The organism is Neopoerus faecalis (assembly GCF_029218125.1).
Taxonomy (GTDB): domain Bacteria; phylum Bacillota; class Clostridia; order Oscillospirales; family Oscillospiraceae; genus Oscillibacter; species Oscillibacter faecalis_A.
In genome coordinates, this window is sequence record NZ_JARFXX010000010.1 from 26612 (window position 1) to 45012 (window position 18401).

The following is an 18401-nucleotide window of genomic DNA, read 5'->3' on the forward strand; positions in this document are numbered from 1 at the left end:
CATGCTTGATCTGGTATCATTCCTCCCCCGGGCCGTTATGCAGGGCATTCCACTGCTCTATGGCAGCACCGGTGAAATTCTGACCGAAAAATCCGGCAACCTGAATTTGGGAATCCCCGGCATCATGTATGTCGGCGGCATCTGCGGCGTCATCGGCGCGTTCTTCTATGAACAGTCCACCCCCGCAGAGGCTATGAGCGGACTGCTGGCTATCGGCATTCCCCTGCTCTGCTCCTTGCTTGGCTCCCTGCTTATGGGGCTTTTGTACTGCCTGCTGACGGTGACGCTGCGGGCCAATCAGAACGTTACGGGCCTTGCCATGACAACCTTCGGCGTGGGTATCGGCAACTTCTTCGGCGGCTCTTTGATTAAGCTGACCGGCAGTGAGGTCCCCTCTATCGCCCTTTCCGCCACCAGCGCCTATTTCAGCAAATCGCTGCCCTTTGCCAATCAATGCGGCTGGTTCGGGAAAATTTTCCTCTCTTATGGCTTTCTTGCCTATTTGGCCGTTGTCATTGCATTGTCCACCTCCTATTTTCTGAAGCATACCCGCGCCGGTCTGCATCTCCGTGCTGTCGGTGAAAACGCCTCCACTGCGGATGCCGCAGGCATCAGCGTTTCCAAGTACAAGTATTTCGCCACCTGCATCGGCAGCATGATTGCCGGACTCGGCGGTCTGTACTATGTGATGGACTACGCCTGCGGCGTGTGGTCCAACAACGCCTTCGGTGACCGCGGGTGGTTGGCGATTGCGCTGGTGATTTTCACCATCTGGCGGCCCAATGTAAGTGTGCTGGCCTCTATCCTGTTCGGCGGCTGCTACATTCTGTACCTTTACATCCCCACCGGAACAAACCTCGCTGTCAAGGAGCTTTACAAAATGCTCCCCTATGTTGTGACACTTGTGGTTTTGATTATTGTCTCCCTTCGCAAAAAGCGGGAAGATCAGCCGCCGGCTTCTCTTGGCCTCAGTTTCTTCCGGGAAGAACGCTGAACACAGGACAGCCATCTGCATAGCAGGGGGCTGTCCTTTTTATAATCTATCTGATAGCCAATTGTTATCCATTATTATTTTTAATAATAGATATGTGATATTCCTACTTTTCTTGTCGGAAAAAACATTTTATAATAATGCGGTCAAAAAACGAGTGGACTGCGGAGCTGCTCCGCAGAAATTTCAGGAGGCAAGCAACATGGCAAACTGTGCAATCGTAGGTATCAACTGGGGCGACGAGGGCAAGGGCCGCATGGTAGATTATCTCACCAATCACTATGACATCGTGGTCCGTTATCAGGGCGGCGGCAACGCCGGTCACACGGTCGTAAATGACAAGGGGACCTTTGCTCTGCACCTGCTCCCCTCCGGCATTTTCCGTGAGGGTGTTGTGAACATTCTGGGTAATGGCGTTGCGCTTGATTGCGAGAATCTGCTGGATGAAATGAATAAGCTCCGGGCTGCCGGGGTGACCATCACTCCCGACAATCTGAAGATCAGTGACCGCGCTTCCCTGCTGCTGCCTTGGCACCGGGACCTGGATGCGCTGGAGGAGGCCCGTCTGGCAGACAAAAAGTACGGCTCCACCAAGCAGGGTATTGCTCCCTTCTATGGAGATAAGTACCAGAAGAAGACCGTTCAGGCCGGTGAGTTGCTGCACCCCCAGCATCTGAAGGAGCATTTGGCCGATCTGCTGGAGTGGAAGAATCTGACGCTTCAAAAGGTTTACGGTGCCGAGGGCTATACGCTGGAGGCCCTGCTGAACTGGGTGGATACCTACTGCGAGGCTGTCAAGCCCTATATCACCGATACCTCCCGCTTCCTGAGAAACGCGCAGGCCAACGGCAAATCCATCCTTTTTGAAGCGCAGCTGGGCGCGCTGCGCGATCTGGACTACGGCATTTATCCCTACACCACCTCTTCTAACTCTGTGGCCGCCTATGCTCCTGTCGGTTCTGGGCTGCCCACCGCGAAAATCGATGAGGTTGTCGGCGTAGTAAAGGCTTATTCCTCCTGCGTGGGCGAAGGTCCCTTTGTGTGCGAGATGTTTGGTGACGAGGGTCAGAAGCTCCGTGACGCCGGTGCGGAATACGGTGCCAAGACCGGCCGCCCCCGCCGTGTCGGCCCCATCGATCTGGTGGCTACCCGCTACGGCGTTGAAGTGCAGGGCGCGACCAACATTGCCCTGACAAAGCTGGATGTTCTCAGCTATCTTGACAAGATTCCCGTCTGCGCCCACTACGAGCTGGACGGAAAGCAGACCGATGAGTTTCCGTTCCCTGTCTGCCTGCAGGACGCAAAGCCGGTCATCGAGTATGTCCCCGGCTGGAAGTGCGATATTTCCAAGGCACGGACTTGGGGGGATCTGCCGGAGGCTGCCCGCAATTACGTTGAGTACGTAGAAAAGGCCATCGGTTGCCACATCGGCTTCGTGTCCGTCGGTGCTGAACGGGACAGCCTGATCATCCGCTGAGCTGTGATTGCCGCAAAGTCTTAGTAAAATTTTTGACTGTCAGAAAGGCGTTTTTATGAGTAAGGACATTTACGAATCCCCCCTATCCTCCCGGTACGCCTCCCAATATATGCTGCATCTGTTTTCGCCGGATATGCGTTTTCAGACATGGCGGAAGCTGTGGGTAGCTCTGGCCAGAGCGGAGCATGAGCTCGGTCTGCCAGTTTCCGCAGAGCAGGTCTCGGAGCTGGAGGCACACATCAGCGATATTGATTACGCCGTGGCGGAGCAGAGAGAAAAAGAGGTCCGCCATGATGTCATGGCTCATGTCTACACCTACGGAAAGGCTGCGCCCTCCGCTGCCGGCATCATTCACCTTGGCGCTACCAGCTGCTATGTAACGGATAACGCCGATTTGATTCTCTATCGGGACGGCCTGAAGTATCTGCGGGGACAGATTTTGTCCGTGCTGGTGAATCTGTCCGCGTTCGCCAAGGAGTACGCGGCCACGCCCACTCTCGGCTACACGCATTATCAGCCCGCGCAGCCGGTAACAGTGGGAAAACGCGCTGCGCTCTGGATGCAGGATTTTCTCTCCGACTTGGAGGAGCTGGACCATGTGCTTGCCACCACGCGTTTCTTGGGCTGCCGTGGCACCACCGGCACAGAGGCCAGCTTTATGGACCTTTTTGACGGGGATGAGCAGAAAATTGATGAGATGAATCGCAGAATTGCGGCGGAGTTCGGCTTTGAAAAATGCTTTTCCGTCTGCGGACAGACCTATCCCCGCAAGGCTGACAGCCGGATTTTGAACGTTTTGTCCTCTATTGCTCAGAGTGCCTATCGCATGGCAAACGATATCCGCCTTTTGCAGCATGACCGGCAGGTGGAAGAACCGTTTGAAAAAAATCAGATTGGTTCCTCTGCCATGCCTTACAAGCGCAACCCCATGCGCTGTGAGCGTATCTGCTCTTTGAGCCGTTATCTGATGGCCGATGCCGCCAACGCGCCGATGACTGCCTCCGTGCAATGGCTGGAGCGGACACTGGATGATTCGGCCAATCGCCGCATTTCCATGCCGGAGGGTTTTCTCTGTGCCGATGCCGTGCTGCGGCTGTGCCAAAGCGTAACAAACGGTCTGCACGTAAACTTGAAAATTGTTGACCGCACGATTCGGGAATACCTCCCCTTCCTCGCCACTGAAAATATCATGATGGAGGCCGTGAAGCGCGGCGGTGACCGTCAGGTGCTCCATGAAAAAATCCGGCAGCACTCCATGGCCGCTACCGCCCGGATGAAGGAGGGCGAACCCTGTGACCTTCTGGACCGTTTGGCCTCCGATCCCGCTTTCGGCATGACCCGTGCGGAGTTGGACGCCGTAATGGAGCCTTCGCTCTACATCGGCCGCTGCCGCCAACAGGTAGAGCGCTTTCTTGCCGAATGTGCTCCGCTGCTGACAAATGTCAAGGCCGCCGATGGTGCTATTGGTATTTGACTGTTCCAAAAACACCAGTCTAATCTAAAAAATCCCCGCTTCGGTTCAAGCCGAAACGGGGATTTTTCTGCTTATTTTACCACCACATTCTCGTTTCCGAGGACCTCCTGCGCTTCCTTTACCAGCGCGGGATGCAGCAGCGCTTGTGTTGCGTAAACCTTACGGGTATCTGCCATGACCATTTTCACGGTTCCCGTGCCGGGGAACATGTGAAACACCAGCTTCATGTGACGAATCGAAGCATCGCTCAAACTGGGGAATTTCAGGAACAGCGTCTCACCCGCCGCTTGCTTCTTCTGCTCCTGCGGCTCCGGGGCCGGCCCCTCCGCAGTAGACAGCGGATAAATGGAGTCGCACATGATCTGCGGTGCCTTTTCATCTCGGACGGATAGCCGTCCTTTGACGATGACCGCCTGATTTTCCCTCATATAAGCGCCGCAGGATTCCAACACCCGATTGAAGCACAACAGCTCCATAGACGCCGTATCATCCTCCACCACAACGTATGCCATCAGACTATTGTTCTTTGTGGTCTTGGTCTTGCTGGAGGTAATAACTCCTGCGATGGTAATCCTCTGTCCGTCCGCAAAGCGCGTCGGTCCGCCCTCCTGTGCAAAATCCCTTATAATAGATGCAATGGTAGGCGCACGGAGCTTTTGTATCTCCTCCCGGTAATGATCCATGGGATGTCCGGAAAGGTACAGGCCCGTGGTGGCCTTCTCCATACTCATCAATTCCTGCGGCGTAAATTCCGGAATTGCAGGCAGCGGAATTTCCTTTGTGGCGGGCTGCTTTGCGTTTCCGGCAGACATGGAGAAAAAGTCCATCTGCCCGTCCAAATTCTCCCGCTGCTGCGCCGCCACGGAATCCATAATGCTCTCGTAGACCCGCATAAGCTGAGAGCGCTTTGCGCCCGTAGAATCGAAAGTGCCGGAGCGAATCAAATTTTCAACCGCCCGCTTATTCATTTCGCTGCCGTTCATCCGGCTGCAAAAATCGTAAAGCGAAGTAAATTTTCCGTTGCTTTCCCGCTCCCGCATGGCCGCCTGAATAAAACCTCGGCCAATATTCTTGATAGCCACTAAACCGAAACGGATGCCTTGCTCCTCTACTGTAAAGCGGTCACAGGAGGCATTGATGTCCGGCGGCAGCAAGGCAATCCCGCATTCCCGGCACTCATTGATGTAACCGGATACCTTATCGGAGTTATCCAAAACGCTTGTCAGCAACGCCGCCATATATTCCCGCGTAAAGTGGCACTTGAAATACGCAGTCTGATAGGCCACCACGGCATAGGACACCGCATGGGCCTTATTGAAGGCATAATTTGCAAAGGCAAAGATCTCATCATAAATTTTTTCGGCAGCTTCCCTATCAATGCCATTTGCTATACAGCCTTTGATATTTCTTGCCGGATCGCCGAACAGGAATGCTTTCCGCTCCTTCGCCACATCCTTCGCCTTTTTCTTGCTCATGGCGCGGCGCAACATATCCGCCTGCCCCAAGGTATAGCCGGCAAGCTGCTGAAATATCTGGATGACCTGCTCCTGATAGACGATACAGCCGTAGGTAATGGAGAGAATCGGCTCCAACTGCGGGATGATATAGCTCACCTTGCTGGGGTCATGCTTGCAGGCAATGAATTTAGGAATCGAATCCATGGGGCCGGGACGGTACAATGCGATGATAGCGGTAATGTCCTCAATATTCTGCGGCTTGAGACCGACACAGACGCCGGTCATTCCCGCGGACTCCATCTGGAACACGCCGTTGGTCTTTCCGTCCGAGAGCATTTTATAGGTCTCCGGGTCTCCCTCCGGAATATCCGCCAGCTTGAAATCCGGCTGCCGGGCCTGCACCATTTTTACCGCGTCATCCAGAACCGTCAGGTTCCGCAGACCCAGAAAGTCCATTTTCAGCAGGCCAAGCTCCTCCAGCGTGGTCATGATATACTGGCAGACAACGGATTCATCATTTTTTGCCAGCGGCACATATTCGTAGACCGGCTTTCGCGTAATAACCACACCGGCAGCGTGGGTGGAGGCGTGGCGAGGCATTCCCTCCAGCGCCTTGGCGGTGTCAATGAGCTTTTTGACCTTTTCATCCGCGTCATAAAGCTCCCGCAGCTGCTTGGAAAGCCTCAGCGCATCGTTCAGGGTAATGTGCAGGGTGTTGGGTACCAGCTTGGCGATGACGTCCACATCGGCGTAAGGCATATTCATGACCCGGCCTACATCCCGAATCACGCCCCGGGCCGCCATGGTGCCGAAGGTCACGATCTGAGCAACATGATCCTCGCCGTACTTACGGCGGACGTAATCCACTACCTCGCCCCGGCGGGTATCGCCAAAATCCATATCAATATCCGGCATACTCACCCGCTCCGGGTTCAAAAAGCGCTCGAAGTACAGACTGTACTTCATGGGGTCGATGTCGGTAATGTTCAGGCAATAGCTTACCATGGAGCCTGCGGCGCTGCCGCGCCCGGGACCGACAGGGATGCCGACGCTCTTAGCGTAGCGCACAAAGTCAGACACAATGAGAAAATAATCGGTAAAACCCATTTTCTCGATCATGTCCTGTTCGTACTTCAACTGGTCCCGGTATCTGTCATCCTCGCCATAGCGGGCTTTGTAGCCCGCATCGCACAGCTCCTTCAGATACGTGAAGCTGTCATATCCCTCCGGCAGCTTAAATTCAGGCAGATGATACTTACCGAACGTAAATTCCAGATTGCACAGGTCCGCGATTTTCTGCGTATTTTCGATTGCGCCCTCGTAGCCCTCGAACAACGCCTGCATCTCCGCTTCGCTGCGGAGGTAGAAATTCTGCGGCTCATAGCGCATCCGACTCTCGTCATCTACTGTTTTTCCCGTCTGGATACACAGCAGAATGTCATGCGCCTCGGCGTCCTCCTTGCGGAGATAGTGGGCATCATTGGTGCAGACCATGGGAATCCCGGTTTCCTGATGGATTTTCAAAATCGACTGGTTTACCAGCTTCTGATCCCGGATACCGTGGTCCTGAAGCTCCAGATAAAAGTGCTCCGGGCCAAACAGCTCCGCCATCTCAAGGGCGTATGCCTTGGCGTTATCATATTCGCCGTTGCGGAGACGGCGGGGAATCTCACCTGCCAGACAGGCGGACAGAGCGATCAGGCCCTTGGAATGCTCCCTCAGCAGCCCTTGATCGATTCGCGGCTTGATATAAAAGCCCTCCGTCCAAGCCAAAGACACCATGTAGGAAAGGTTCCGATACCCCTCCTCGTTTTCGCACAACAGAACAAGATGCCTGCTTTCGCTGTCGAACTCATGTACCTTGTCAAACCGGGTACGCCCCTGCGGGGCAACATAGACCTCGCAGCCAATGATGGGCTTGATACCCGCCGCCTTACAGGCGCGGTAAAAGTCGATCACGCCGTACATCACGCCGTGATCCGTAATGGCGCAGGCAGTCTGCCCCATGGACTTGATGACCTCCGGCAGCTCCTTGATCTTGCAGAATCCATCCAGCAGGCTGAACTCCGTATGAACGTGTAAATGGGTAAAGGGCATAGAAACCTCCTATGGCCGGTCAAGGGTAATGTTCAGCGGCAGAATCAGCCGCAGTCATCCAGCGATTTTCCGCAGCCGGGGCAAAAATGCGGAACAGAGCCGGGCAGTCTGCCTCCTGCCATCAGGGACTTGCCGCAATAGGGGCAGCGCAGCTGAACGGCGGCATACAACAGACCGCCGGCTCCCAGAATAACGCCGATGACCCCCATCGCATACATCACTGTCGCCGGAATGGAGCTTCCCTTTGATATCGCCGCTCCCACCACAAGGGACAGCACCATCAATCCCAGTCCGGCAAGCGCCGTATAGACCGCAGTTTTTAAGGTTTTATGCGGTCCGCTTATTTTCTTTTTCGTCATATTGCTTCTCTCTTTCCCTGTAAACTCATCATCTATAAAACCGCGCAAATCGAGTCATACTATCCTCAAATTTCAACGGAAGCGAGTTGATGGTATGATTCCCTGCACCAGTCATTGCATCTATCAAAGCGATGGTGTCTGTACGCTGGACAGCGCTGCTGCCGCCGGAATGCCGGCACTTGGCGGTGCGTGCATTCACTTCATTCCGCAGGGCGGAGAGCCGCTCGGATCGCCTCACCGATATTCCGGGCCGGGATCACCGTCAAGCCGCTCTGAACCTTTATGGTATTTGCCCGATGAGCCGGCACCACGCACTTCCGGAATCCCAAGCGCTGAATTTCAGAAACCCTCTGACTGAGCTGATTGACGCTCCGCAGCTCCCCGGTAAGGCCCACCTCGCCGATGGCCACTAAGTCACTTGGCACCGGCCGGTCCAAATAGCTGGAGGCCAGCGCAATGACCGCCGCAAGGTCCGCGGCAGGCTCGTCCAGATATAGGCCGCCCACAATGTTCAGATAGGCGTCACAGGCGGATATCTTCAGCCCGCCCCGCTTTTCCAGCACTGCCAGCAGCATGGCCGCACGGTTGTAGTCAAAGCCGTTGCTGGTGCGCCGGGGATTGCTCCCGGCGGAGGTGACCACAAGGGCCTGCAGTTCTGCCAGCACCGGCCTTGCCCCCTCCATCACGCAGGTGACACAGGTGCCGGGCGCATCCTCCGGCCTGCCGGAGAGCAGCATTTCCGACGGGTTTTCCACCTCGGTCAGTCCACTATCCCGCATTTCAAATACGCCGATTTCATTAGTGGCGCCAAAGCGGTTCTTTGCCGCCCGCAGGATTCGATAGCTGGTGTGCTGATCTCCCTCAAAGTACAGCACACAGTCCACCATGTGCTCTAAAACCTTCGGGCCGGCGATAGAGCCCTCCTTATTGACATGACCAATGACAAATACCGTGATTCCCTGTCCCTTTGCCACCTGCATCAGTGACAAAGTACAATCCTTTACTTGGCTGACACTGCCTGCTGCGGCGTCCAGCGCATCGTTATATAGCGTCTGGATGGAGTCCACGATCAGGATATCCGGCTGCTCCGTGTTGACGGACTCCAGCACATCGCCCAAATTCGTTTCAGAGAGCACCAGCAGCTGGTCACTTTCCACCCGCAGCCGCTTTGCGCGGAGCTTGAGCTGATGCTCCGACTCCTCGCCGGAGATGTACAGCACCCTTGAAAACTCACACAGCTTACTGCAAATTTGCAGCATCAGCGTTGATTTTCCGATTCCCGGCGCACCGCCTACCAGCACCAGTGAGCCCTTGACCGCACCGCCGCCCAGAACGCGGTCCAACTCTCCCATACCGGTGGGGAACCGAATTTCCTCGTCTGTTGTCAGCTCCGTCACCGGGCAGGCGCGCCTCCGTGTCAGCCCCACCCGGGCAGAGCCACCCTTACCAACACCCTTTGGCAGCTCCGGCTGCTCCACAATGGTGTTCCATGCTCCACAGGCCGGACATTTTCCGGCCCACTTTGCGGTCTCATTGCCGCATTCCGTACAATAAAACAATGTTCTTGACTTCATTGCCATCCCTTTCAGCCGTCCCAACGCATATATCCTGCGGCGATCAACGCCGCCAACATCGTCTGGTAGTCCTCCCGCAGCAGGTTGACGGCCTCCTCCCCATTGGAAAGGAAACCGCACTCCACCAGCACGGCAGGCACGTTTACATGATTCATCAGATAAATTCCATCGGAAATCCGCTTCGCTTCCTTTGGGCGATGCGTATTGATTTTCTCGTTCAGCAGCTCCTGCATCTGTCCCGCAAGGGCCTCTGCCCCCTCCTGCCGGTTCCAGAACACCTGCGCCCCATGTGTTACCGGTGATGAGGGCAGGCTGTTCTGATGAATGCTGAGCAGTACCGCACCGGGCGTCTGGTTCACCAGCGCCGCCCGGTTATGAATATCAGACACCTTACGCTGACGGAGCGTTGCAAGGCCGGAATCACAGACCATCACATCCTCACGCCGGGTCATTTCTGTCGGAACACCTAAAAATCGGAAAATTCCCTCCAAGCGCAAAGACACCGCCAGATTGATCCCACTTTCCTCCGTACCGTCATCCGCAACGGCACCGCCATCCTCCCCGCCATGGCCCGGGTCAATAATGACCACCCGTGCCTCCCCGTTCTCTACGCCAAACGTCTGCACGGGATATATGGAAAGTCCGGCCCACAGCAGCAGTGGAAGCAGCAAAAAGCCGCAGAAAAAAGCGGCGGGAATCAGTCTCCGTTTCCGAAGCAGCACAAACACACCTCATCACCTCGTACAAGGCTATGTGCGGGTGCTTATCCATTATGTTGATTATAACGTTTTTTCGTCAGGAAAGCAAGCGCACTTCCAAACACCGCCGCATAGGATGGAACACGCGCATCCCGCGCACTATCCTATTCAAGAAGGGAGTCATCCCATTATGGAGAAACCCGATATGAAGCCTGCCGCCTGCGAAGCGGGTCAGGGTGCCTTGCCCGCCTGTGCGCCGCTGGCTTTCCCATATATTCCCATGCAGGGAAATAACCCCACACGCTTCAATCGAACAGAGGCTCTGAAAACCGGAACACTATTCCCCGGCCTCGACCTGCCTTTCAAGGCGGCGATTCAAGCAAGAACGCAGCTTCCGAACACGGCTCTGGTCGAGCTGATGGCGCTGGACTTTGCCGTAAAAGAACTGAACCTCTATCTCGATACACATCCGCAGGATCAGGAGGCTCTGAGCCTCTACGCCTCCTATATCAAGCTTGCCCAAGAGGGACACGAAAAATATATCAGCCAATATGGCCCGCTGACCAGTGAAAATCTGGTTCTGTCCGAAGGCTACACTTGGCTCAATGATCCGTGGCCTTGGGAGTTAGGAGGGAATGACTGATGTTTGTTTATGAAAAAAAGCTGCAATACCCGGTAAAGGTTGCAACACCGAATCCCAAGCTCGCCGCTGTGATCATTTCGCAGTATGGTGGCCCAGATGGCGAGCTGGGCGCTTCCCTGCGCTATCTTTCCCAGCGCTACTCCATGCCCTATCCCGAGCTCAAGGGTCTGCTGACCGATATCGGCACAGAGGAGCTGGGACATTTGGAAATAGTAGGTGCATTGGTCCATCAGTTGACCCGAAATCTGACCGAGGAGCAAATCCGAACCGCCGGGTTTGACACGTACTTCGTGGACCACACCACCGGTGTATTCCCGCAGTTTGCCTCCGGCTACCCCTGGTCCGCCGCAACAATGCAGGTCACCGGCGATACCATCGCCGATTTGACTGAGGACCTTGCAGCAGAACAGAAGGCCCGCGTAACGTATGACAACATTCTCCGTCTTTCCGATGACCCGGATGTCAATGACGTCATCAAGTTCCTGCGTGCCCGTGAGATCGTGCACTTCCAGCGTTTCGGCGAAGCACTGCAGTTAGCGAAGGACCGCTTGGATCAAAAGAATGTCTACTATCTCAATCCCAGCTTCGACAAATAACAAACAGCCCCGCCGCTTCTTTCGAACGGCGGGGCTTGTTTATAAACTCAGCGCTTATTGGACTGTCTCCAAATGTGCATCTGCTGCGCGGACTGCACCAGTTCCTCTCTGAAGTCGGGATGTGCAATGCCGATCAGGGCTTCTGCGCGCTCCCAAGTGCTCAGGCCCTTCAGGTTCACCATACCGTACTCCGTAACGATATAATGGATGCTGGAACGGGGGTCCGTCACAATGGAGCCGTTAGTAAGTGTGGGAACGATACGGCTCTTGACAGTACCGTCCTTACCGGTCACTGTAGAGGACATGCAAATGAAGCTCTTACCGCCCTTGGAGAGATAAGCGCCCATCACGAAGTCCAGCTGGCCGCCGGTGCCGGAAATATGCTTGAGGCCGGCAGACTCGGCGTTTACCTGACCAAAGAGGTCCATATCCACCGCGTTGTTGATGGAAATAAAGTTATCCAGCTGCGCAATGACCTGAACGTCATTGGTGTAATCCACAGGCGCGGCCATGACATCAGGATTCTCCTTGATGTAGTCATAGAGCTTCTGCGTACCGGCTGCAAAGGCATACACCTGACGGCCGCGGTCCAGCCGCTTGTTGAGGCCGGTGATCTTGCCCGCCTTCGCAATATCCACAAATGCGTCCACATACATCTCCGTATGCACGCCGAGATCCTTCAGATCGGATTCCGCAATGAGGGAGCCCACCGTATTCGGCATACCGCCGATACCCAACTGCAGGCAGGCACCGTTGGGAATCTCGTTGACGATCATCTCGGCGACCTTCCGATCCACATCGGTGGGAGCACCGGAGGCACCCATGCAGGCCACGGCGGGATCATCGCCCTCCACAACCATATCCACGTCACGAATGTTGATCTCCGTGCCGGTCAGGCCATAGACCCAAGGCATATTCTTATTTACTTCCACAATGATGGTCTTTGCGTGCTCCAGCATATCGCCCAGATGGGAAGCGGATACGGCAAAGCTGAAGTTGCCGTGAGCATCCATCGGCGTGACCTGAATCATCGCAACGTCCGTCTTGGCGTTTCCGTCACGATAGAAGCGGGGCAGTTCGGAATAACGCATGGGGCCAAAGAAGCCCATCCCCTTCGTGATGATCTTCCGGTCAATGCCGCTGCAATGCCAGGAGTTCCAAGTAAAGTGGTCACCGGCGTCATCCGCCTTGCATACCTCGGGCATCCACATGGTCACGCCGCCGTGAATCTTTACGTCAAACAGCTCGTCCTTACGGGCAGCCAGCGCCTTATCCAGCGCCACCGGCTGATTACAGCACCAGCCATAATCCACCCAGTCACCGGATTTGACAACCTTCACCGCCTCATCGGCAGTTGTCAGCTTTTGCTGATACATTTCCTGTACAGTCATTGTCATAACCTCCATATTCTTCTGCATAGATTCGCAAGATACTTCATCGTTAAAATCTTATCATATCATCAAACATATTGCAAGCAAAACGTGAAAAAAATAACAATATTTCACGAGTGCTCTCTGCCCATATCAATACTGCGTTTTTTGTATATATTGGGCAAACATAAAAAGGCGGCTTTCCCTATATGGGAAAGCCGCTTTTCTTAAATCGGATTACTCCTCAACAGCCTCATCATCGGCGGCGGGAGTCAGCAGAGCACGGATGGACAGGGAGATTTTCTTCTTCTCCTCATCAATGGCCGTGATCTTTGCCTCAACGATCTGGCCCTCAGAGAGTACATCCTCGGGCTTCTCGATACGGTGATCGGCAATCTGGGAAATGTGAATCAGGCCGTCAACGCCGGGAACCACCTCGGCAAAGGCACCGAAGGGCATCAGCTTGACAACACGGACCTCGGCCACATCGCCGACGCCGTACTTATTCATGAACACCTGCCAGGGATCGACGCTGTGATCCTTCGCGCCCAGAGAAATCTTGTGCTTCTCGGGATCAAAGGAGATGACATACACATCCATGGTGTCGCCAACCTTGCAGATCTCGGCGGGGTTCTTGATACGGCTCCAAGACAGCTCGGAGATGTGAACCATACCGTCCACGCCGCCGATATCCACAAACACACCGTAGCTGGTCATGGACTTCACGGTGCCGGTATAGTGCTTACCGACCTCGATGCTGCTCCAGATGGCCTCCTGAGCCGCCTTGCGGGCCTCATCGGTGACGCTGCGGATAGAACCGACCACGCGGCGGCGGGCACGGTTGACCTCCGTAATGCGAAGCTGAACCTTCTGGCCCTTCATGGCAGAGAGGTCGGCGCCGCGGGGCTGGCCGCTCTGAGAAGCGGGAACAAACACCCGGATGCCCTTGACAGACACCACGATGCCGCCCTTGTTCTCCTCCGTAACAGTGCCCTCCAGCACGGTCTTCTCCTCAACAGCGGTCTCGATATTCTCCCAGATCTTCTGGGCGTCCAGACGCTTCTTGGACAGCTCTGCATAGCCCTCCACATCATTGACGCGGACAACATAGGTCTCGACCTCGTCGCCCACCTTCAAAACGTCCTCGGGCTTGACATTGGGATCGTCGCTCAGCTCACTGAGCTTGATGTACGCATACTGCTTGGCACCAACATCCACCTGAACCTCAGTGGGAGTAATGCCCGTTACAATGCCGGTTACCTTCTCTCCTGTATTTAAAGTTTTGAAAGACTGATTCAGTAATTCCTCAAAGGACTCTTCCATGCCTTCCGTGGCCTTGATTTCTTCGCTCATCGTTGTTTTTACCTCCTTAATGATGCCCGCCGGTGTGGATGCGCCGGCCGTAAGTCCCGCAAGTGCACAGCCCGCAAAATCTGCCGCAGACAGCTCGTCCGCCCCCTCAATTTGAAGAACGCGTGAACAATTCTGCCGGCATATCTCTGCCAAATGCTGTGTATTTGCACTTTTACGGTCGCCAACCACTACCATCACATCCACCTTTGCGGCAATATCCGCCGCCTCGGTCTGACGCTTACGCGTAGCATAACATATTGTATCAAATATTTTCACATTTGTACACTGTTTTTTTAGGATTTTGCAGGAAGTTTCAAAAAGTTCACGAATACAGGTTGTCTGCGCCACCACCGTCACGGGTACGGACACATCAAAATCAGCGCCCTTGAGCCATTGCGTCAGCTCCTCCGGCCCCTGAAAGATCAGCGGATGGGCGCACCAGCTTGCCTCTCCCACCACCTCCGGGTGATGGGGCTCACCAATAATAATGACCTGACGCCCCTCCTGCTCGGCCTTGGATACCAGTTCCTGTATCCGAATCACGTTGGGGCAGGTGGCGTTTACACAGTGGACGCCCTGCCGCTCCAATGCGTCCAATACGCTCTTTAATTCTCCGTGGGAGCGAATCACCACCGTATCTCCGACTCCCAGCGTCTCCCGCTCCGTGGTCTTTTTGATGCCCCGGTCCGCAAGGTCACGCACCACATGGGCGTTGTGAATCAGGTCTCCCAGCATCCAGCAGCCGCCCGTCTCCGCCGCGGTCCGCTGCGCCAACTCCACAGCGCGCTTCACGCCATAGCAAAAACCGGCGCTTTCCGCTAAAATCACCTGCATAACGGCTTGCCTCCCACCTGCTGACCGCCCAGCGCATAGGCCCGGCGCAACAGTTCATCCGCGATCGCCTGCATTTCCTCCGCCGTACCGTGGCGGCCGGTAACACTGGGCGTATAAGGCTCCCCAATGATAATACGCGTCCGGTGGAACAGCTTTTTTTCTCCGTCCATAAACACTGGCACAAACACAGCCCCGGTACGCACGCCGATCACCGCCGCACCGCTGTGTGCATGGGCCGGAAGCCCGTCTGCCTTGCCGATGCCGTCGCGAATGACCGTTCCCTCCGGAAAAATCAGGAGATTTTGCCCGTCACGAATGGATTGAATGGCGGTTTTCACCGCCTGAATATCCGCGCCGCCCCGTTTCACGGGAAAGGCACCGCCAACACGAATGGCCCAGTTTAAAACAGGATTTCGGAACAACTCCTCCTTCCCCATAACCCGGAGCCGGTAGTCCCTTGGCAGCGCTGTTGCCAGCAAAATTGGGTCCCAATTACTGGAATGGTTCGCCACCAACAATGCACCGTGACGCGGAAGATACTCCAATCCCTGCACGGATACAGGGTGCAGCAAGCGTGAGATCAGCAGGGCCACTGTAAAAATCAGATTGAAGAACAGCCCGAAGGGCTCAATCACCTTGGCATTCTTCATCCCGCGGTCCTCTCCCGGATGATTTTGAGCAGTGCCTCACGGCTCTGCCCGAAATCCAGCTCCGTTGTATCCAGTAAAACTGCGTCCTCCGCCTTCCGCAGCGGTGCGGCAGCCCGGTGAGAATCGTTATAATCCCGCTGACGCATTTCCTCCAGCACCGTTTCAAAGGACTGAGGCGTTCCTCTCTCCTCCAGCTCACGGCAGCGCCGACGGGCCCGCTCCTCCAGTGATGCTGTGAGGAAAATTTTCACCGTTGCGTCCGGGAGCACCACGGTTCCGATATCCCGGCCATCCATGACCACGTTGTTCTCCCGGGCCAGCTTCCGCTGCATTTCAAGCAAATGCGCCCGGACCGCCGGATGGGCCGAAACTGCCGAGGCGTACAGCGAGGTTTCAGGCAGGCGTATCTGCTCCGTCACATCCTTACCGTTCAAGGTCATGTGCTGAAGCCCGTCCGCCCCATAGCACAACCCGATCTCTAAATCCGGCAGCATCGCCGCCACCGCAGCAGCGTCCTTCGGGTCCCGCTTATTGACAAGCGCGGCATAGCCAATGGTGCGGTAGATTGCTCCGGTGTCCACATATAAATAATCCAGCTCCTTGGAAACACTTTTCGCCAGTGTGCTTTTCCCCGCGCCGGAGGGCCCGTCAATCGCAATACTGATACTCAATGAACTTCTCTCCTTTTATTTTGCAGCGTCCGCTGCGGATAAACCGGCGACATAGCCGGTGGACCATGCGATCTGCAAGTTAAATCCGCCGGTATACGCATCCACATCCAGCAGTTCGCCCGCAAAGAACAATCCCTTTACACGCTTTGATTCCATTGTCTTTGGGTCAACCTCGCCGATTTTGACTCCTCCGGAGGTCACGATGGCGTCCGCCACCGGGCAGGGGCCTGTAATCTCCACTGGAAAATGCTTCAACGTTTCCAAAAGTGACATCCGCTGTTCCTTTGTAACGTCATGTACCTTTTGGCGTCCGGGGATACCGGACAGCTCAACCGCCACCGGAATCAGCTTCTGCGGCAGCAGATCATCCAAGGCATTCTGAAAGTCAGAATTGGCATATTTCGCAAAGTCCGACAGCAGCCGCTTATCCAACTGTGAAGACTCCAAAGCCGGTTTCAGGTCAATGGACAGCCGATAGCGCTTCTTATCAAAATGCCGCATATGAGCGGAGGCCGACAGAATCAGCGGCCCGCTGACGCCAAAATGGGTGAACAGCAGCTCTCCGAAATCCGTATACAGCTTCTTGTCATTTTCAAATACGGTCAGTCCCACATTCCGCAGGCTCAAGCCCTGCAGCCGCACACAGGGGATACCCGGCACCACAATACCCTGCAGAGGCACCAGTGATCCTCGCAGTGGCGTTACCGTATGCCCGGCCTCCGCCGCCATGCGGTGACCGTCCCCGGTAGAGCCGGTGGCGGGATAGCTGACGCCGCCGGTGGCCAACACCACTGCCGCCACCGGATAGAATTGCCGCTCTCCCCTTACGCCCTGAATTGCTCCGTTTTCGATTTCAAGCGCCTCTGCGCGGTCCCGGACGAGCTTCACCCGCAGCGCTTTGAGCCGCCGCTCCAAGGCCGCGCTGATGTCGAACGCCCGGTCACTGACCGGGAACACGCGGTTTCCCCGCTCCGTTTTCAGCGGAACGCCGAGCTTTTCAAAAAAGGCCATGGTATCCGCGCTGGAAAACCGGGAAAACACGCTGTAGAGGAACTTGCCGTTCTTCGGAATATTGTTCAGCAACTCCTCATTGCTGCTGTTGTTCGTCACGTTGCAACGGCCCTTGCCGGTAATGTTCAGTTTTTTTCCCAAGCGCTCATTCGGCTCCAGCAGCGTCACATGGCCGCCGTTTTCCGCCGCAGAAATGGCCGCCATCATACCGGCGGCGCCGCCGCCGACCACGATTATCTCTCTACTCATCATCCGAGCTCCCAAACACGCCATACTGGTTCCACAGACTCTCCAGCATGGAAAAGGTTTCTGCCACATCCGTTCCCATCCGCGTTGCGATTCCCACCAGCAGCGCGTTGATAAGCGACATGGGCGCTGTCATGGAATCAATAAAGGACAGCATTTCACTGGGGGCCAGCAGCGCCGTTTCCGACAGCTGGGCCACCGGGGACTGCCGCTGATCCGTGATGGCAACGATCTCAATGCCCCGGGATTTTGCAAACTTCACGGCATTGATCGTATCTGCTGAGTACCGGGGAAAGCTGATGGCAATCATCACATCCCCCTTTCCGCTGCGGAAAAGCTGCTCGAAAATCTCGCCTGCGGCGTTTGCCTGAACCAGCGACACGTTTTCCAGCATCATCTGCATATAAAAATAGAGATACCCCGCCAGATGCGTAGAGGACCGGGCGCCGAATATGTAAATGTGCTTGGCCGCCACAATGCGCTCCACAGCGGCGCGGAACTCCCCGCGATCCTCATTTACGGCGATTTGACGCAGATTTTCCATATCCGCCTGAATGACGCTCCCTAAAATATCATCGCCGTAGCTGTTTTCCGCTGCCTGAATCCGCTGGGTGGAGGTCAGGCGGCTTCTGGCCATCTCCTGCAGCGCCTTCTGCATGGAGGGATAACCGTCATACCCCAGCTCCGCGGCAAAACGGACAACCGTTGACTCGCTGACCTCCGTCAGCTTTCCCAGCTTGCTGGCAGTCATAAAGGCCGCCTGATCGTAATGATCCAGAATATAATGCGCGATGCGCTTTTGCCCCTTGGAAAAGGCCGCCATCCGGTCTTCAATGGTATGCAGTACACTTTTTGACATCGTTTACTCCTCTGCTGAAACACCTTGCAGGTCTCAGCAGA

General features: G+C 55.4%; 15 protein-coding genes. 5 read left to right on the forward strand and 10 right to left on the reverse strand.

From position 1 onward, the window contains the following. The first annotated feature begins 1 nt into the window (after nucleotide 1). From PY311_RS10740 to purB, 3 genes are all read left to right on the forward strand, one after another. Nucleotides 2–994 (forward strand): ABC transporter permease, encoded by a 993-nt coding sequence (locus tag PY311_RS10740; RefSeq protein ID WP_286148684.1) that lies wholly within the window; start codon nucleotides 2–4, stop codon nucleotides 992–994. A gap of 199 nt (nucleotides 995–1193) precedes the next feature. Then, on the forward strand, nucleotides 1194–2468 hold the full coding sequence (locus PY311_RS10745) for an adenylosuccinate synthase (RefSeq protein WP_286148685.1): 1275 nt from the start codon (nucleotides 1194–1196) through the stop codon (nucleotides 2466–2468). Between the two features lie 55 nt (nucleotides 2469–2523). Then, entirely contained in the window at nucleotides 2524–3942 is a 1419-nt protein-coding gene (purB, locus tag PY311_RS10750; RefSeq protein ID WP_286148687.1) for an adenylosuccinate lyase, read from the forward strand. 71 nt (nucleotides 3943–4013) lie between these two features. On the opposite strand, the gene PY311_RS10755 is transcribed toward purB, so the two are convergent. From PY311_RS10755 to PY311_RS10770, 4 genes are all read right to left on the reverse strand, one after another. Next, nucleotides 4014–7496, reverse strand: coding sequence for a DNA polymerase III subunit alpha (locus PY311_RS10755; protein WP_286148688.1), 3483 nt, complete (start codon nucleotides 7494–7496; stop codon nucleotides 4014–4016). Between the two features lie 44 nt (nucleotides 7497–7540). Next, on the reverse strand, nucleotides 7541–7855 hold the full coding sequence (locus PY311_RS10760) for a hypothetical protein (protein WP_286148689.1): 315 nt from the start codon (nucleotides 7853–7855) through the stop codon (nucleotides 7541–7543). Between the two features lie 200 nt (nucleotides 7856–8055). Beyond that, nucleotides 8056–9429 (reverse strand): DNA repair protein RadA, encoded by a 1374-nt coding sequence (radA, locus tag PY311_RS10765; RefSeq protein WP_286148690.1) that lies wholly within the window; start codon nucleotides 9427–9429, stop codon nucleotides 8056–8058. An 11-nt stretch (nucleotides 9430–9440) separates the two neighbouring features. Further along, entirely contained in the window at nucleotides 9441–10151 is a 711-nt protein-coding gene (locus PY311_RS10770) for an N-acetylmuramoyl-L-alanine amidase (protein WP_286148691.1), read from the reverse strand. A gap of 166 nt (nucleotides 10152–10317) precedes the next feature. Between PY311_RS10770 and PY311_RS10775 the strand changes: the two genes are divergently transcribed. Beyond that, complete coding sequence (locus PY311_RS10775) at nucleotides 10318–10770, forward strand: spore coat protein CotJB (protein WP_286148692.1); 453 nt, start codon at nucleotides 10318–10320, stop codon at nucleotides 10768–10770. Then, a complete protein-coding gene (locus tag PY311_RS10780; RefSeq protein ID WP_286148693.1) occupies nucleotides 10770–11366 on the forward strand; it encodes a manganese catalase family protein in 597 nt (198 codons plus the stop codon). The genes PY311_RS10775 and PY311_RS10780 overlap by 1 nt, the downstream gene beginning before the upstream one ends. A gap of 47 nt (nucleotides 11367–11413) precedes the next feature. On the opposite strand, the gene PY311_RS10785 is transcribed toward PY311_RS10780, so the two are convergent. From PY311_RS10785 to PY311_RS10810, 6 genes are all read right to left on the reverse strand, one after another. Beyond that, on the reverse strand, nucleotides 11414–12757 hold the full coding sequence (locus PY311_RS10785) for a butyryl-CoA:acetate CoA-transferase (protein ID WP_286148694.1): 1344 nt from the start codon (nucleotides 12755–12757) through the stop codon (nucleotides 11414–11416). A gap of 216 nt (nucleotides 12758–12973) precedes the next feature. Next, nucleotides 12974–14923, reverse strand: coding sequence for a bifunctional 4-hydroxy-3-methylbut-2-enyl diphosphate reductase/30S ribosomal protein S1 (locus tag PY311_RS10790; protein WP_286148695.1), 1950 nt, complete (start codon nucleotides 14921–14923; stop codon nucleotides 12974–12976). After that, nucleotides 14914–15573 (reverse strand): lysophospholipid acyltransferase family protein, encoded by a 660-nt coding sequence (locus tag PY311_RS10795; RefSeq protein WP_286148696.1) that lies wholly within the window; start codon nucleotides 15571–15573, stop codon nucleotides 14914–14916. Before PY311_RS10795 ends, PY311_RS10790 begins: the two co-directional genes overlap by 10 nt. Continuing rightward, entirely contained in the window at nucleotides 15570–16244 is a 675-nt protein-coding gene (gene cmk, locus PY311_RS10800; protein WP_286148697.1) for a (d)CMP kinase, read from the reverse strand. Before cmk ends, PY311_RS10795 begins: the two co-directional genes overlap by 4 nt. 15 nt (nucleotides 16245–16259) lie before the next feature. Then, nucleotides 16260–17504 (reverse strand): BaiN/RdsA family NAD(P)/FAD-dependent oxidoreductase, encoded by a 1245-nt coding sequence (locus PY311_RS10805; protein WP_286148698.1) that lies wholly within the window; start codon nucleotides 17502–17504, stop codon nucleotides 16260–16262. Further along, nucleotides 17497–18360, reverse strand: coding sequence for a MurR/RpiR family transcriptional regulator (locus tag PY311_RS10810; protein ID WP_286148699.1), 864 nt, complete (start codon nucleotides 18358–18360; stop codon nucleotides 17497–17499). Before PY311_RS10810 ends, PY311_RS10805 begins: the two co-directional genes overlap by 8 nt. Between the last annotated feature and the right edge of the window lie 41 nt (nucleotides 18361–18401).

What these genes read in the sequence shown, in the direction of transcription:
- PY311_RS10775 (WP_286148692.1), top strand. Translation starts at nt 10,318, where the DNA reads ATGGAGAAACCCGATATGAAGCCTGCCGCCTGCGAAGCGGGTCAGGGT.
- PY311_RS10740 (WP_286148684.1), top strand. Translation starts at nt 2, where the DNA reads ATGCTTGATCTGGTATCATTCCTCCCCCGGGCCGTTATGCAGGGCATT.
- PY311_RS10745 (WP_286148685.1), top strand. Translation starts at nt 1,194, where the DNA reads ATGGCAAACTGTGCAATCGTAGGTATCAACTGGGGCGACGAGGGCAAG.
- PY311_RS10810 (WP_286148699.1), bottom strand. Translation starts at nt 18,360, where the DNA reads ATGTCAAAAAGTGTACTGCATACCATTGAAGACCGGATGGCGGCCTTT.
- PY311_RS10785 (WP_286148694.1), bottom strand. Translation starts at nt 12,757, where the DNA reads ATGACTGTACAGGAAATGTATCAGCAAAAGCTGACAACTGCCGATGAG.
- radA (WP_286148690.1), bottom strand. Translation starts at nt 9,429, where the DNA reads ATGAAGTCAAGAACATTGTTTTATTGTACGGAATGCGGCAATGAGACC.
- PY311_RS10790 (WP_286148695.1), bottom strand. Translation starts at nt 14,923, where the DNA reads ATGCAGGTGATTTTAGCGGAAAGCGCCGGTTTTTGCTATGGCGTGAAG.
- PY311_RS10755 (WP_286148688.1), bottom strand. Translation starts at nt 7,496, where the DNA reads ATGCCCTTTACCCATTTACACGTTCATACGGAGTTCAGCCTGCTGGAT.
- PY311_RS10780 (WP_286148693.1), top strand. Translation starts at nt 10,770, where the DNA reads ATGTTTGTTTATGAAAAAAAGCTGCAATACCCGGTAAAGGTTGCAACA.
- PY311_RS10760 (WP_286148689.1), bottom strand. Translation starts at nt 7,855, where the DNA reads ATGACGAAAAAGAAAATAAGCGGACCGCATAAAACCTTAAAAACTGCG.
- PY311_RS10795 (WP_286148696.1), bottom strand. Translation starts at nt 15,573, where the DNA reads ATGAAGAATGCCAAGGTGATTGAGCCCTTCGGGCTGTTCTTCAATCTG.
- PY311_RS10805 (WP_286148698.1), bottom strand. Translation starts at nt 17,504, where the DNA reads ATGAGTAGAGAGATAATCGTGGTCGGCGGCGGCGCCGCCGGTATGATG.
- purB (WP_286148687.1), top strand. Translation starts at nt 2,524, where the DNA reads ATGAGTAAGGACATTTACGAATCCCCCCTATCCTCCCGGTACGCCTCC.